The sequence below is a fragment of the Pseudoselenomonas ruminantium genome (genome assembly GCF_900142515.1).
GTDB lineage: Bacteria > Bacillota > Negativicutes > Selenomonadales > Selenomonadaceae > Selenomonas_A > Selenomonas_A ruminantium_D.
The window spans coordinates 18,720-32,298 of sequence record NZ_FRBC01000022.1 but is presented as its reverse complement, the minus strand read 5'-3'; the positions used below and the strand labels follow the sequence as shown (position 1 = coordinate 32,298).

General features: G+C 44.6%; 15 protein-coding genes and 1 riboswitch. Of the genes, 1 reads left to right on the top strand and 14 read right to left on the bottom strand.

All coding sequences use genetic code 11. The features are described from left to right. Together ribD and BUB68_RS11000 are read right to left on the bottom strand one after the other, a co-directional pair. Positions 1-1,101, bottom strand: a complete 1,101-nt coding sequence (gene ribD / locus BUB68_RS11005) for a bifunctional diaminohydroxyphosphoribosylaminopyrimidine deaminase/5-amino-6-(5-phosphoribosylamino)uracil reductase RibD (RefSeq protein ID WP_073091301.1) — start codon at positions 1,099-1,101, stop codon at positions 1-3. A 105-nt stretch (positions 1,102-1,206) separates the two neighbouring features. Beyond that, positions 1,207-1,332: riboswitch (FMN riboswitch) on the bottom strand. A gap of 131 nt (positions 1,333-1,463) precedes the next feature. After that, positions 1,464-2,141 carry a hypothetical protein gene (locus tag BUB68_RS11000; RefSeq protein WP_073091300.1) on the bottom strand — a complete coding sequence of 226 codons (678 nt, stop codon included), beginning with the start codon at positions 2,139-2,141 and terminating at the stop codon, positions 1,464-1,466. A 425-nt stretch (positions 2,142-2,566) separates the two neighbouring features. Here BUB68_RS11000 and BUB68_RS10995 point away from each other — a divergent pair, with 425 nt between their 5' ends. Beyond that, a complete protein-coding gene (locus BUB68_RS10995) occupies positions 2,567-3,289 on the top strand; it encodes a Bax inhibitor-1/YccA family protein (protein WP_073091298.1) in 723 nt (240 codons plus the stop codon). Between the two features lie 96 nt (positions 3,290-3,385). Here BUB68_RS10995 and BUB68_RS10990 read toward each other — a convergent pair whose 3' ends face one another. From BUB68_RS10990 to BUB68_RS10935, 12 genes are all read right to left on the bottom strand, one after another. Further along, a complete protein-coding gene (locus tag BUB68_RS10990; RefSeq protein WP_073091297.1) occupies positions 3,386-4,618 on the bottom strand; it encodes an RsiV family protein in 1,233 nt (410 codons plus the stop codon). An 85-nt stretch (positions 4,619-4,703) separates the two neighbouring features. Next, positions 4,704-4,919, bottom strand: coding sequence for a hypothetical protein (locus BUB68_RS10985; protein WP_073091296.1), 216 nt, complete (start codon positions 4,917-4,919; stop codon positions 4,704-4,706). Between the two features lie 155 nt (positions 4,920-5,074). Then, positions 5,075-5,926: a shikimate dehydrogenase gene (locus BUB68_RS10980; RefSeq protein ID WP_073091294.1), complete on the bottom strand. Its 852-nt coding sequence runs from the start codon at positions 5,924-5,926 to the stop codon at positions 5,075-5,077. Then, complete coding sequence (locus BUB68_RS10975) at positions 5,926-7,383, bottom strand: nicotinate phosphoribosyltransferase (RefSeq protein ID WP_073091293.1); 1,458 nt, start codon at positions 7,381-7,383, stop codon at positions 5,926-5,928. Before BUB68_RS10975 ends, BUB68_RS10980 begins: the two co-directional genes overlap by 1 nt. Before the next feature lie 168 nt (positions 7,384-7,551). Next, a complete protein-coding gene (locus BUB68_RS10970) occupies positions 7,552-8,625 on the bottom strand; it encodes an NAD-dependent epimerase/dehydratase family protein (protein WP_073091291.1) in 1,074 nt (357 codons plus the stop codon). A gap of 12 nt (positions 8,626-8,637) precedes the next feature. Beyond that, positions 8,638-9,357, bottom strand: coding sequence for an IspD/TarI family cytidylyltransferase (locus BUB68_RS10965; RefSeq protein ID WP_073091290.1), 720 nt, complete (start codon positions 9,355-9,357; stop codon positions 8,638-8,640). 10 nt (positions 9,358-9,367) lie between these two features. Further along, positions 9,368-10,426 carry a DUF4422 domain-containing protein gene (locus BUB68_RS10960; RefSeq protein WP_073091288.1) on the bottom strand — a complete coding sequence of 353 codons (1,059 nt, stop codon included), beginning with the start codon at positions 10,424-10,426 and terminating at the stop codon, positions 9,368-9,370. Between the two features lie 82 nt (positions 10,427-10,508). Continuing rightward, positions 10,509-11,249 (bottom strand): glycosyltransferase family 2 protein, encoded by a 741-nt coding sequence (locus BUB68_RS10955; RefSeq protein ID WP_073091286.1) that lies wholly within the window; start codon positions 11,247-11,249, stop codon positions 10,509-10,511. 24 nt (positions 11,250-11,273) lie between these two features. After that, positions 11,274-11,594 carry a cupin domain-containing protein gene (locus tag BUB68_RS10950; RefSeq protein ID WP_073091283.1) on the bottom strand — a complete coding sequence of 107 codons (321 nt, stop codon included), beginning with the start codon at positions 11,592-11,594 and terminating at the stop codon, positions 11,274-11,276. Next, positions 11,591-12,307: a glycosyltransferase family 2 protein gene (locus tag BUB68_RS10945; protein ID WP_073091281.1), complete on the bottom strand. Its 717-nt coding sequence runs from the start codon at positions 12,305-12,307 to the stop codon at positions 11,591-11,593. Before BUB68_RS10945 ends, BUB68_RS10950 begins: the two co-directional genes overlap by 4 nt. Further along, the gene (locus BUB68_RS10940; protein ID WP_073091278.1) at positions 12,300-12,929 is read right to left on the bottom strand and encodes an HAD family hydrolase; all 630 of its coding nucleotides are present in this window, start codon (positions 12,927-12,929) and stop codon (positions 12,300-12,302) included. Before BUB68_RS10940 ends, BUB68_RS10945 begins: the two co-directional genes overlap by 8 nt. Then, entirely contained in the window at positions 12,926-13,552 is a 627-nt protein-coding gene (locus BUB68_RS10935) for a PI-PLC domain-containing protein (RefSeq protein WP_073091276.1), read from the bottom strand. The genes BUB68_RS10940 and BUB68_RS10935 overlap by 4 nt, the downstream gene beginning before the upstream one ends. Between the last annotated feature and the right edge of the window lie 27 nt (positions 13,553-13,579).

Genomic DNA, 13,579 nt, shown 5'->3' with positions numbered 1-13,579 from the left:
TCACCGTCCTTTCACATAGCCTGTCAGCAGAATATCTGCCCCCAACTGCTCCACCGTGGTATTCTCCAACTCCACAGCCTCGCTGAGCTGCGCAAAGCCCTCGCCTTCCACAGAGGTCAGCGCTGTCCGCCCGCCAATGATTTTCGGGGCGATAAAAGCATGCACCTTGCTGACCAGACCAGCCTGCAACAGGGCAAAGTTCACGGTGCCGCCGCCTTCCACAAAGACCGAGCAGATTTCCATCTCGCCCAGCTTCTTCATCAACAGCGGCAAATCCACCTGTGGGCCGCTGCCAGCTGTCATGATGGCCACGCCCTTGTCCTTCAGGGCCTGCACCTTGTCTTGCGGTGCCTGCTCCGTCACGGCAATGATGGTCAGCGCCGCTCCGTCATTTACCAATTTGGCGTCCAATGGCGTACGGGCCTTGCTGTCCACCACGATGCGCACAGGATTCTTGCCCGTCCCATTGGGCAGGCGCGTAGTCAGGCTGGGATTATCGGCCAGCACCGTGCCAATGCCCACCAGAATGCCATCATACAGGTCACGGTACTCATGAACACGAGCACGGGCCGCTTCGCCTGTTATCCACTGGGATTCTCCCGTATGCGTAGCAATCTTGCCATCCAGGCTCATGGCAGTCTTCAGCACCACAAAAGGCATCTTTTCCTGAATCCAGTGCAGGAACACTTCGTTCAGCGCCACCGCCTCGGCTTCCAGCACGCCACAACGCACATCAATGCCCGCCTGCTGCAAAATGGCAATGCCCTTGCCCGCTACCTTGGGATTCGGATCGCCCATGGCGATGACACAGCGTTTTATGCCTGCCTTGACGACGGCTTCTGCGCAGGGGCCGGTGCGCCCATGATGGGCACAGGGCTCCAGCGTCACATAGAGGGTTGCCCCCTTGGCCAGTTCCCCAGCCATATTCAGGGCATGCACCTCTGCATGGGGCGTGCCGGCCTTGCGATGCCAGCCAGCCCCGACAATACGCCCTTCGCGCACGATCACCGCCCCGACCAGCGGGTTGGGCGATGTGCGCCCCAGCGCGTTGCGGGCCAGATTCAACGCCACCCGCATAAAATCTTCATCTTGCAAATTCATCACCTCAATTATTCAAAACTAAGGTTTGTGAATGAGACTTCGATGATAAGAAAGTAAAAACCACCGCGAATCATCTTCGCGGTGGCTGTCTCTGCATGCAAACCAACATGCCTTTTCTCATCCCGACTATACGGTCGGCTCCGGAATCTCACCGAATCATGCCCCATTGACGAACAAGGGCTTGCGGGCTATACCGCCGGTGGGGAACTGCCCCCCGCCTCAAAGACAAATCTCTGCCTATTATGATAGCATAAAAAAGACAAAAAAGCAAATTTTTCCCGTTCATTTACACGTTGACGGTAAACAGTCAGCAACAATCACACTTGTTGAATATTACATACTTCTTTATAAATCTAAAAGATTCATCTTCCTGCGTTGGTCATTGTTTTGGGAAGCATTCTCTTGTAATGAAAATAGAGCCACAACTGCAATGGCATCATCAAGACAAAATATGCACTGCAAACGACCGTGACCTCAAATACATTGTATGTATGCAGTACAAAATGATCCACCCACATAATCACCAATGCCATTATTACCACACCATCCATCAACAGCCAGCTCCATGTCTTGAATCCTCTGGTGCCCTGTGTAAAGGGAGGCTTCAGGGATGCAATGGTTGTGCTGCCCGTTCGTTCAGCCCATTTATCATGTATTGACCAGCAGATAGACAGCGTACTGGCGGCAGCAGACAACCAGATAACATTTACAAGATATACGTTGCCCCCTATCTGAAATAAATCAGGGCTATGCATTACATCATTCCAGAACAAGTAAATCAATATAACCGTCTCAATTATTGTGCCGATTTTCAACAATTTCAAAGAAGCATAATAGCATGTAGACAGGAAAGACAATTCCTCCGGCCACTCAATCAGCGGACTTTGCCAACCTTCCTTGCGAGACTCCAGATAAAGTGCTACAGCACAGGCAAATACAAATACTTCCATCTTGTGCTCATCTACGAAAAACAGCGCGAACAGCACCATCCCCATAAACACCAGAAACCGCGCAGATGTTATAAAATTTTCATCATCCATCACATACCACTCCTAACCATTGATTTCGCTCAAAATCCAAGAAATCCGTTCTCCAAACATTTTCTCATCTTATTTCTTAAATTCCCGAAGAATTTCGTTTCCATAATAAAAAAGACATCGCGCCAAAGAAAATTCTCCATGGCACGGTGCCCCCATCGTTTCTTTCTCTATTCCAAATAAATGATACTCTATTTTGATTAAAATAGAATTATAATTTCATTATAGATTGATTAGTTTCCATATCTTCATACAGCAAAACAGACTTGAACTTTTGCCGATACATACAATCGAAGACATTATTTCTTGGCCAATGATATATTTTCCTGCAATCATGATGCAGAATACCTGTTCCATCTATCAAATCTGTCCATTATATGCTAAAATAGGATTGTCATTATATATTTCTATGATAGGAGATGTTATCTATGGAAAATCCTATGCTTAGCAAAGTAGAAGCTCTGAGCCGCGGTCAGTATATGACCGAAACAGCCAGCTACTCCGGTATTGCCTTCAAGGAAATCCTGATGGTGGTTCTGGTTGCCGCTTCGGCGCTGGCCACGATTTTCAGCGGCTATGCCACGATGGTTACAACAGCAGTTGCCTGCGTAGGCTGCCTGATCATGACCTTCATCGTAAGTTTTAAGCCAGGAACGGCTGGCTTTATCTCGCCGCTGTTTGCAATCTTTGAAGGCGCATCCATTGCCATGCTCTCAATGATTGCCGAATCCTTCCTGCCCGGCGTTGTCATCCAGGCCGTGCTGCTGACCTTCACCATCGCCATCGCCGCTGCTCTGGTATTCAGCCAGGGATTGATCACGGTGGACGGCAAATTCATCAAAGGCGTGACCATCGCACTGGGCGGCCTTCTGCTCGCGTACCTGTTGCGCTTTGTGCTGGGTTATTTCTTCAACATTGACTTCAGCTTTATGAACGGTGGTCTGATTGGTATCGGCATCGATCTCTTGGTTATCGGTATTGCCACGGCCTGCCTGTTCATTGATTACCAGCAGATTCAGGAAGCTGTCCAGCAGGGCTTGCCCAAGGAATATGAATGGTACTGTGCCTTCTCCCTGCTGATTACCCTCATTTGGCTCTATGTGCGCTGCATCGACCTGCTGCTGACCATCAGCAATATGGGTGATGACTGATATTCATAGGAACACAAAAACTCTCCTTGCCTGTCAATCTTTATTGGCAGCAAGGAGAGTTTTTTATCCATCCATTCGCTCTGCAAAGTCAAATAATTATCCAAAAGTCAACAATCCATCATCCCCCACAGCGCAGATATCCGTCTTGGATGAGTTGCCCTGAGTAGCATTGCGATCGAAGTAGAAACCATCAGGATTGGTCAGAAAGCGCCAATACTCCTGCTGAACTGGAGATACCGCCTCGATGTGCTGGAAAGTATAGGGCAGCGTACCGATATGCTGCACCTTGCCTCTCTGCACCTTAAAGACAATGGTCTGTCTTGGACCTTCCGGAGTACGGCCATCAATATAAAGATAGTTCTTTTTATCTTTCATATGAATCAATACCGGCTGCAAATCCGTAAGATGCGTATCCCACTCCGTCTTCCTGCCATTCAGTTCCACATACAAGCTTTCGCTCCCTTCCTGAACGGTCAGCACATCCCGCCGCTCATCATCCCGCAGGGATGTGGTCAACGGATAATTCCCCGGAAACGGCTGCGCATATTCCTTCACCGTACGCAAATAGGACTCATGGAAAAGCTGTGGATATTCCTGATACAGAAGGGTAACACTCAGCAGTCCCTCTGCATAAGGCGCGATTTCATAGGGATTGAAATAAAACGTTATGCCTCTGGGATCAAGCGTCCAGTTAAGCTTTCCTTGCAAAGCAAAGCTGCGTACCTGTTTTTTCATATCGATGAAATTCGCTTGTGGATAATCCTTTTTCAACCGAGCAATAATAAGATCCGTCAATTTTCCCGTATCCTTCACTACATGCGCCAGGGCCAGCTCCTCGCCACTCAGGGTATTGAGATTCACCCCCTGCCAGCCATACATGCCATGAGCACCAGCACCTTCTGTGGCTCCCATCTCCAGATAACTGACTACATAGTTATCTGCTCGTCGTACCAGAACATCCACATCCTGGACAAAGGAGTGATAATACTGCGGAACATCCCGACGGAACTGCCTAGCTTCCACCTTCATCCCCTTGCGTTCCTTTTGCACACGTGCCCAATCGGCCTTGGTCCGTCGCTCAATGGCCGCTGCCAGCTCAGGATAAAGGCCGCGCAGCTCCTTATCCACGGCCAGACCTGCCCAGCGCTGATGCAGGAGCTCATATTCCCCCCGCTCATCCTTGTCCATGTCATTTTGCTGATGTACCTGCTTGTAAAGACCATTGACAGCCCGTGGCTGCTGGATTTCAGCGGCTTTGCCAGCCAGTGGGACAGCCATCACCATCAGGGAGGCACACAACAAGGAACCGATTTTTTTCCTGCCTAACACATCCACCCCTCCTTTACACAAAAAACCATCCATGTTCGCTATATTCTACCGACATGGATGGTTTTCCTCTACTTGTTTTATTTTTCTATGCTTCCTTCAGCTTATGGCGGACTTTGTCCTGATTCAGTTTTGACAGGGTGCCGGCCGTCCCCAGCACGTACATCCCGTTTTTCAATTTGAGCAAGATTCCCGTCCGTCCATTGTCGGTCTCAATTACGCCCTTCATTTCAGAGTTTTCCGGTAAAGGTCTGTCGCCCCAAAATAACGACTTTGACATGTTTCGCAACTTGCTGATCCTCATACGTTCTGCCTCCTCATATACAGTTGTAACCCTAACTGAAAATTGCTTTCAGTTACCGAATAATTTCTACAAAAGAACCTTTTCTCCTGCTGAAATCATGAACTTATTTTAGCGCTGCAAACTGAAAATTGACTGAATTTTAGATTAGAATTATATTAGTTCTCCAGTGCATTACGCAGAGCTTCCTGCATGATTTCGATATCCGGTTCACAGCCCGTCCACTTCTGCAATGCTGCAGCGCCTTGGCCAGCCAGCATTTCCTCACCATTTATGATCATGTGACCATGCTCCCGGGCCTGACGCAAAAAGACCGTTTCAGCCGGAGTATAGATGATATCATAGACCACGGCTGACGGGTTGACTTTTGACCAGTCAACAGGCGGGCAGGCATCCACCTTCGGCGTCATCCCCAACGGTGTCGTATTGACCAACAAGGCGCAATCGGCCAAAACCTGCGAGAACTCTTCCGACTCCCAATGACAGACCGTAACCCTGCCATACGAAGAAAATTCTGCAGCCAACGATTCTGCCTTGGCCGGATTGCGCACTCCCAGCACGACTTCCTTGGCTCCTGCCTTGACAAGGCCCCAGATAACCGCTCGGGCAGCACCGCCAGCACCGAGCAACACGGCCTTTTCATCTTTTATCGTTACCTGTCGTTTCACCAGAGCGCCCATAAAGCCCAGACAATCTGTATTGAAGCCCCTGAGCCGGCCTTCATCATTGACTACGGTATTCACGGCTCCAATGATCCGGGCATCTTCATCAATCTCATCCAACAAAGGCATAATCGCCGTCTTATGGGGAATGGTCACATTCCAGCCACGATAATGCAGCGCTTTGAGTCCTGCCACGGCTTCAGCCAGTTTTTCCGGTTCCACCGGCAAGGCCGTGTAATTATAGTCAATCCCAGCCTTGGCGATAGCCGCATTCTGCAACACTGGCGATAGCGAATGGGCAATGGGCCAGCCAATTACCCCTAAATTCTGCGTCTTCCCAGTAATCATCAGGCATGTTCCTCTCTGGTCTTGGACAGCAGTTCCATCTTGAGTTCATAATAATCCGGCGTCATATCCAGATAGTGACGATGCGGATTTTCGAAGCGCTGCTCCTCTTCCCAAATCTCGCCATCCAGCTGTGCCTTTACATAGTCGCGGATCTCATCTAGGTCAGGCAGATCCTCCACACGCTTGCCCTGACGCACATAGAGCTTGCGCAGGTTCTTCAGCGTGCAATTTTCAAAGGTGCGATTCTTCCAAGGTTTCTGCGGGTCAACATAGCGGAAAGGCTGGCTCATATCGATGGGCTCACCACAGACGGCCATCATATCAGCCACAGCTTTGCCATCAGCATCATAGACGCGATAGAGATCCTTGAGTCCCGGATTGGTGATTTTCTCCACATTTTCCGATACCTTGATGCGCGGAGCAAAATCGCCATCTTCACCTACAGCCGCCAGCTTATACACGGCACCAAACACCGGCTCGGACTTGGCGGTAATCAGGCGCTCACCAATGCCAAAGCTGTCAATGCAGGCCCCCTGGCTCAGAAGCGATGCCACCGTGAATTCGTCCAGACTGTTGGAAACCACAATCATGCAGTCCTCAAGGCCTGCAGCATCGAGCATCTTACGCACTTTCTTGGAAAGGTACGCCAAATCGCCCGAGTCAATACGGATGCCCTTGAGACGCTTGCCCATAGGTTCCAGGATTTCATGCGCTACACGAATGGCATTGGGAATACCGGAATGGATGACATCATAGGTATCTACCAACAGCACCGTAGCATCCGGATAAGTTTCCGCATACGTCTTAAACGCCTTGAATTCATCCCCATAGAACATCACCCAGCTATGGGCCATGGTGCCGGAAATAGGAATGTTGAACATCTGCCCGGCAGACACCGTAGCCGTGCCCACGACACCACCGATATAAGCAGCGCGGGCGCCATAAGTAGCAGCATCCATATTATGTGCGCGGCGGGCACCGAAATCCGATACAGCACGACCATTGGCCGCCTTGACGATGCGGCGGGCCTTGGTGGCAATCAGGGACTGATGATTGATCTGCGCCAAGATAGCCGTTTCCACCAGCTGAGCGTCAATCAAAGGTGCCACTACCGTGATGCAGGGCTCATTCGGATACATGATCGTGCCTTCCGGCATCGCATAAATATCCCCACTGAAATGGAAGTTCTCCAGATAGTTCAGGAACTCTTCCGAGAACATGTGCTGCTGGCGAAAGTATTCCACATCTTCCTTGGAGAATTCCATATTCTCCACATACTCAATGACCTGCTCCAGGCCGGCAAAGATAGCAAAACCGCCCTTGTCCGGGTTGGCCCGGTAAAATACATCAAAAGCCACCTGTACGTCTTTATCATGATCCTGAAAATAACCATTAGCCATGGTCATCTCATAGAAATCCATCATCATGGTTATATTGCGTTTATCAAACTGTGTCAAAACGACACCTCCCATACACGGCACCGCCGCTGAATACAAATACATACCTGCTTATTATAGCATTTAATCCGTGGTATGCAAAGCATAAGGGAGCTTATTTGCCTTCGACTCATTTTAGGAACAACAAAAGTAGCTGCTGCATGTAAGTCTTGCATGCAGCAGCCCCAACTACATCGGCTCTTTTGTTTCTGTATGAAATTCTCTCACAATTTTAATCGTCTTCCTTGTTCCTGACTTGACATCATCAAATGCCCGCCAACCAAGGTCTTGCAACTTCTGCGTATTCATAACTCCTACGGAAACTTTTGAGAACCCCTTTGCCTCTTGCTTCTCTGGCAAATCGAAAACAACCTTTCTGCCAACTGATGTAGCGATATTCTCTGTAATCTCCCTAAGAGAACTAGCCCCTTCCATATCAGCTACATTATACGCTTCACCACATCTCCCTAAAAGCATAGCATACAAAATCCCAGACACTGCATCGGCAACATAGCAATAAGAAAATCTCTGTTCCCCTTTACTTTTCAAGACAATATTTTCACCACGAACACCATTCAAAAGGAACTGTGACATGGCCTTGCTATCATCTAGTCGCATGGTCGGACCATACACGCGGGATAAACGTGGAATCACAATATCCATATCATACTTTCCTATATAGGCATTGCAAAGTGCCTCTCCGGCACGCTTTCCTTCCGGATAAGCAGCTCGAAACTGGTTACAGTCAATATAACCACAGTATTTCTCATCAAATACATCATCATGCTTCAATGCTTGCCCATAAATCTCCACAGATGAAACAAATACAAACCGCTCCACTTTCGTTTCTTGCGCGTATTCCAAAAGGTGATATGTCCCAAGAATATTCGTCATTAATGACCCAATCGGATCAGCAGCATAAAGCTTGGGATGTGTATTGCTGGCCGCATGAATGACGATATCTACATGCTCAGGTAAAGAAAGAGGAGTATTGATGTCTGCCCTCAGAAAAGAAAATGCTTCATTTTTCCAATACTCGCCAAACCTTTCTTTAGCTTTCTCCGCCTTGCGCCCAATGGCTATAATCTTAGTATCCAAATCATCAACACAATTTTTATACATCAACATATCGACCAAAAAAGTTCCGATTAGTCCGCTTGCTCCAGTGATCAGTATGCTTTTGCCCTGAAGTTTTTCCCAAGGTAGTGGCAAGGCTGCCGTTCTCTCAATATCCTCATGATACAAATTCGACTTGATATACAAGACTATCTCGCCTCATTTCAACCAACTATCCCGTTTCGTACCTAAAAGTGCCTTAAATATTTCAATATCCTCTGTCGTTGTGATTTTAATATTACGCTCCGAGCCACTAGCAAAGTAAAGTGTTTCTCCTAAATCTACCATCATGTTATTTGTATATGACGGCCCATAGATTCCGATTTTCTCCGAAAATGCCTTCTCATAAGCCTTGCGAAGCTTGCCGAAATAATATGCTTGAGGAGTCTGTACCCTCCGAAGGGTTTCACGGTTGATATACTTCACTGTTGAAATCTCATCTTTCTTGATAAATATCTGCTCATTATAGGGAAGTGACGACACCCCATTTCCGTATTTTCGACAGGTTACAATCACATCCGATAACACTGCTTCGTTTATCATCGGCCGGATCCCATCATGCAGGACTACAATATCATCATCCTTTGCCTTGCCATCTAACACATTTAACGCATTACGATAGGACTCATGAACTGTACTGCCCCCCGTAACTATATCCATCAATTTTGTAATGTTATATTGCTTGGCATACGCTCTTAAAATATCATGCCATCCATCTAAACACGATACTACAATTCCATCAATATCAGGATGCTTTTGAAAATTCTCCAAAGTATAGATAATAATGGGTTTATCATAGACATTAATAAACTGCTTAGGTATATCCTGCAACGTTCGCTCCCCACGTCCAGCAGCGATGATAATCGCAATATTGCTCATAATTATCCCCCTATCCGACAAAAATTTTCTCTGCATGAACGATATGATAATGATTTTGATTACACAAAAAATATAGCGTAATTAGTTGCTCCGTACAAAATCCACAATAACGATTCAAATATTTATCCGGCAAGTCGCCTACTTTGTCCTCTACTTCCATTACGATTGGAAACATCCACTCACACAAATCGCAAAGCACTTGTTTTTTGGCAATAAACATATTACATGCGTAAAAAACCTTCCCATCAAAAACTTCTTTAGCCATTTTGCCATAAATGGGGTCACGCTGTTCCAGTACATCCAGCAGAATCTGCCAAACGGAGGGAGTGCATAATTCTAAATGACCAATTGCCACAGATGGTTCTACCCAAGTGGGGAGAGGTAATACAACATCAATATCATCACGTTGTAGGCGTTTTGCAATAAGTTCAGGATTCTTCCATAATCTTCTATAGTGACACAACCCCAGATAATCAGCATCCGCATTCTTCCACATCCAGTAAAGTGCCGTTGTCTCAGAATAACGAGGATTTCGATCCGAAATATTCTCACCTACATCATCCGTTACTTCTGCAATTTTTACATCAGCCAGCGCTGCACCTACATGAATTGGAATTACTATTTCAGGAAGCTTTGCAGGATAATTGGGAATCGGTTTGTCAACAGCAGATTTTGCTAGGAATATATTAACTTTCTTTTTTACAGATAAATCTTTATAAACCTCATCATTCATAAGCTCAAAAGACTTCCCTTTCGTGGCAAAATATTTCTTAAAAAATTCCTTCTTTAAATGATTATCCATTTCGGCATCATAGAACACAAAATTATGTAAGCCTTCCTGCTGTAATTTTTCTTTTGCAAGTTCCACCCTACCAGCCGAAACAGCAACATAAACTTCTTCATCCTGATTTACATGTGCAAGCCGCGAATCATTTGATGGAAAGGAAAAATTTCCATCCGCTTCCTGTTGTAAAGAAAATGGCATGTAAATAAACTCTCTCTCAGGCTCAAGCATATTAAAGTATGCCTTCAACCTTGAAGCATAATCATCCCGTCCCCAAATAATCATCTATTGATCTCCTTGTATATATCAAAAAATACCTTTATCAACACGATTATAATTCAAAAGTTTATAGTTTACACATATGACATTACCCCTGTGCAAACACTTTCTTGCATATATCCTGCTCCATAAAGTAATTCAAATCCTCCGGAATGCCTAAGCCGAACATTTTTGACCCTACGTCTAAGTAACCAATCTTTATGCCAGCCTCTATCATCTCGTTATAAACTGGAGCCACATAGAACTCATTATTCACCCGAATATTCTTGTCTATCATCTGATGAGCATATTTCACAAAATCCTTGCCATGACGATAATTGTAAATGCCAACAGTAGCCTCGTTGGAGATTACCTCCTTTTCCCTTACCATGGTGACATTGCCCTCATCATCATATTTTACAAAACTCCATTTAGGATCATCGGCAGGCATGGTCATAATGAAGCCGCCTTTTTTTCCCATAGCATCAAGATAATCATTGATGTCAGTATCAACATACTGATCAGAATTTGCTATCATCAGGGCATCATCATTGTCTATTAATCTCTCCGCTAGGAGCACCGTGCAAGCTGCACCTTCAGTAATGTAATCAATGACAACAATCTCACATTCTGGTGACATGCGTCTCAATTCTTCTGCCAGTCCATACTTTTTCAGATGCTCTTCCTGGCAGATGTAAATAAACCTATGCTCACATATTGGTTTGACGTTATGGGTAACATACTCAATCATGGGATGACCATAAATGTCAATCAACGGCTTTGGCATTTCATAGCCAGCTTTAGCAAAACGACTGCCTCTCCCTGCCATAGGTACCACAATATTTAGCATGGACAATCATCCTTTCCTAGATTTTTAAATAGCATATTTGTCATTATTAGCTCCCGGAAGCTTCACTACAACATTCACACACTCTGTCAGTGCCGTAAAATCCGTAACCTCCCCAGGTTCCGCCACGATTATATCACCTTCATGAAATTCCATATCAAACATCCTAACCCGTCCAGTAACAATAACCGTGATTTCCGTAGCTACTTTATGATAATGCGATTCTTCGTGTTCCCCAGCATTATAAGATTTAACAGCAACTTCACAATCATTGGTACTATAGATTGTTGGTTCAAAATCCCCAACGAACCATCCTCTTTTCATCGATTTCAAATGACTTATTTTCATTTCGCCCCCTCCTCAAATTCTTTGATTTTTTCTGGAGAATAAAAAGACTTGTACTGATTTTTATCTATTTCATAAAAAGATATTTTCTTTCCCATAAGAATTAATTCATTAATGGTGGAACTAATATAATATTTTCCATCTAAGTTGTTCTTCTTAAGCAAAACTTTCTTAGCTGCATCAACGAAGATTTTTCCGTACCTATAGTAATAAAAACCAGCAATAGCATTCCTCGAAATTGGTCTCTTCTCTGCACTCTCCACTACATCATCCCCAACGATTTTTGCATAACTCCATCTAGGATGAATACTTGAAAAAGTAATGATGCCGCAATCTGCCTTCATGGCCTCAAAATGACAAATAACTTTTTCATAATTTTCCATAATAATTTGATCGCTATTGGCAATAATCAATGGCTCATCATCCTGTATATAGTCCACTGCCATTAAGCAAGTACATAGTGCCCCAGCAGTCTGATTATGAAGTCGAATTACATAACTAGATGATGTTAACATTCTTACTGAATCATCTAAATGAAATTTTCGACAATCATCATCATTAAAAATGAAAATATGCCTTCTTGAATCCAAATTCTTGTAATCATCCACTACCATTTCGAGCATCGATTTTCCCTTAATTTCAATCATTGGTTTTGGAAAATATGACTCCTTAAAAAAAGAGGATTCCCCCATAGCTGGAATCAATATATTAATCATCTTCACACCTTCTCACCATTCTCATGATGTTTTCATAAGTCACATCGTAAACCGTGGATACTTCCATTACAAATGCGCCGCTTGCCTTGCCTGCCTGTATACCATTTGGGTTATCTTCCACGACAATGCATTCTTCTGGCCGCAGTCCAAAACTTTTGATAGCAAACTGATACATTTCCGGATCCGGTTTAGCCTTTACTACATCCTCATTTGAAACAATAAGATCCAAGTAAGGAGTAAGTGCAGCCTTCTCCATCATCAATTCAATAGTTTTTCGAATAGAATTGGAACATACAGCAATTTGGTACCCTTCCTGATGTAGTTTCGACAGAGCATACTCATGGTGAAACAACGGATGACATCGCTCATGTATGAGTTCTACTGTATAATTTTGTTTGAGCTGATTTATAAAACTATGCAAAGACTCAGGAAGGAAGAATCGTTTACTTACCATTTTTAACTTTACCTTAGTAGGAAGTCCATCAAAAGATGTCAGATGGTCATATCGACTAATAGGCAGGCCAAAAAGCCCTAAGGCCTTATTCAATGCCTCATAATGCCAGTCTTTAGCATCAATTAAGACACCATCCATATCAAAAAGTATTGCTTTAATCTTTTTCATAAGAATACTTCCTTTGCTTCGTCAGGGAAATCAGTGCATAGCAATAGTTTATCCATGTCAATCTCCCATTCCCTAATCATGTTCCAAAATGGCATGTATTCTCTGCCATGCAGTTCTGGGGAAACCAAGCAGACATCCTTGCCATCTTCCATAAATCCCTCGATTAAATCTTTTGTAATCCAATTTACAGACCAAAATCCATCCATCCAGACACCAGAAGCATCTTCATATAAACAAGGTTCCTTTTCTACTTCGCTTAGACGAGTAAAATATTTGATACCTCTTTCCCTAAATTCTATCATTTGAGGCACAGACATATCGAAAGTAAAATAATTATCAATATCGTATTTTACCAAACAATTGTAAAGCAAATCTTGAAGTCTATCGGCCTTGATATTGATAGCAAAACAAAATGCATCATCAAATTCATGAAGCCACTGAAAAACTTTCTCTGCATCCATTGCTGAATCGTCTGCTATATTATGGGACAGCACCAATTTTCCCATGTAATCCCGCACATCGGATTCAAAAGAATATCCATTTTCCAAAGCATTTCTTATTGCATCACTCGAATTTTTCTCTACTTTACTATTCCAGTACCCCCTATGCGCCAATATTCTCATATCAATATCACCTTCCACAAATACTTG

Excerpts from the sequence above, each read along its gene's own strand:
- BUB68_RS10940 (WP_073091278.1), bottom strand. The coding sequence starts at position 12,929 with ATGAAAAAGATTAAAGCAATACTTTTTGATATGGATGGTGTCTTAATT.
- BUB68_RS10965 (WP_073091290.1), bottom strand. The coding sequence starts at position 9,357 with ATGAGCAATATTGCGATTATCATCGCTGCTGGACGTGGGGAGCGAACG.
- BUB68_RS10955 (WP_073091286.1), bottom strand. The coding sequence starts at position 11,249 with ATGCTAAATATTGTGGTACCTATGGCAGGGAGAGGCAGTCGTTTTGCT.
- BUB68_RS10995 (WP_073091298.1), top strand. The coding sequence starts at position 2,567 with ATGGAAAATCCTATGCTTAGCAAAGTAGAAGCTCTGAGCCGCGGTCAG.
- BUB68_RS10980 (WP_073091294.1), bottom strand. The coding sequence starts at position 5,926 with ATGATTACTGGGAAGACGCAGAATTTAGGGGTAATTGGCTGGCCCATT.
- BUB68_RS10960 (WP_073091288.1), bottom strand. The coding sequence starts at position 10,426 with ATGATTATTTGGGGACGGGATGATTATGCTTCAAGGTTGAAGGCATAC.
- BUB68_RS10935 (WP_073091276.1), bottom strand. The coding sequence starts at position 13,552 with ATGAGAATATTGGCGCATAGGGGGTACTGGAATAGTAAAGTAGAGAAA.
- BUB68_RS10985 (WP_073091296.1), bottom strand. The coding sequence starts at position 4,919 with ATGAGGATCAGCAAGTTGCGAAACATGTCAAAGTCGTTATTTTGGGGC.
- BUB68_RS10950 (WP_073091283.1), bottom strand. The coding sequence starts at position 11,594 with ATGAAAATAAGTCATTTGAAATCGATGAAAAGAGGATGGTTCGTTGGG.
- BUB68_RS10945 (WP_073091281.1), bottom strand. The coding sequence starts at position 12,307 with ATGATTAATATATTGATTCCAGCTATGGGGGAATCCTCTTTTTTTAAG.
- ribD (WP_073091301.1), bottom strand. The coding sequence starts at position 1,101 with ATGAATTTGCAAGATGAAGATTTTATGCGGGTGGCGTTGAATCTGGCC.
- BUB68_RS11000 (WP_073091300.1), bottom strand. The coding sequence starts at position 2,141 with ATGGATGATGAAAATTTTATAACATCTGCGCGGTTTCTGGTGTTTATG.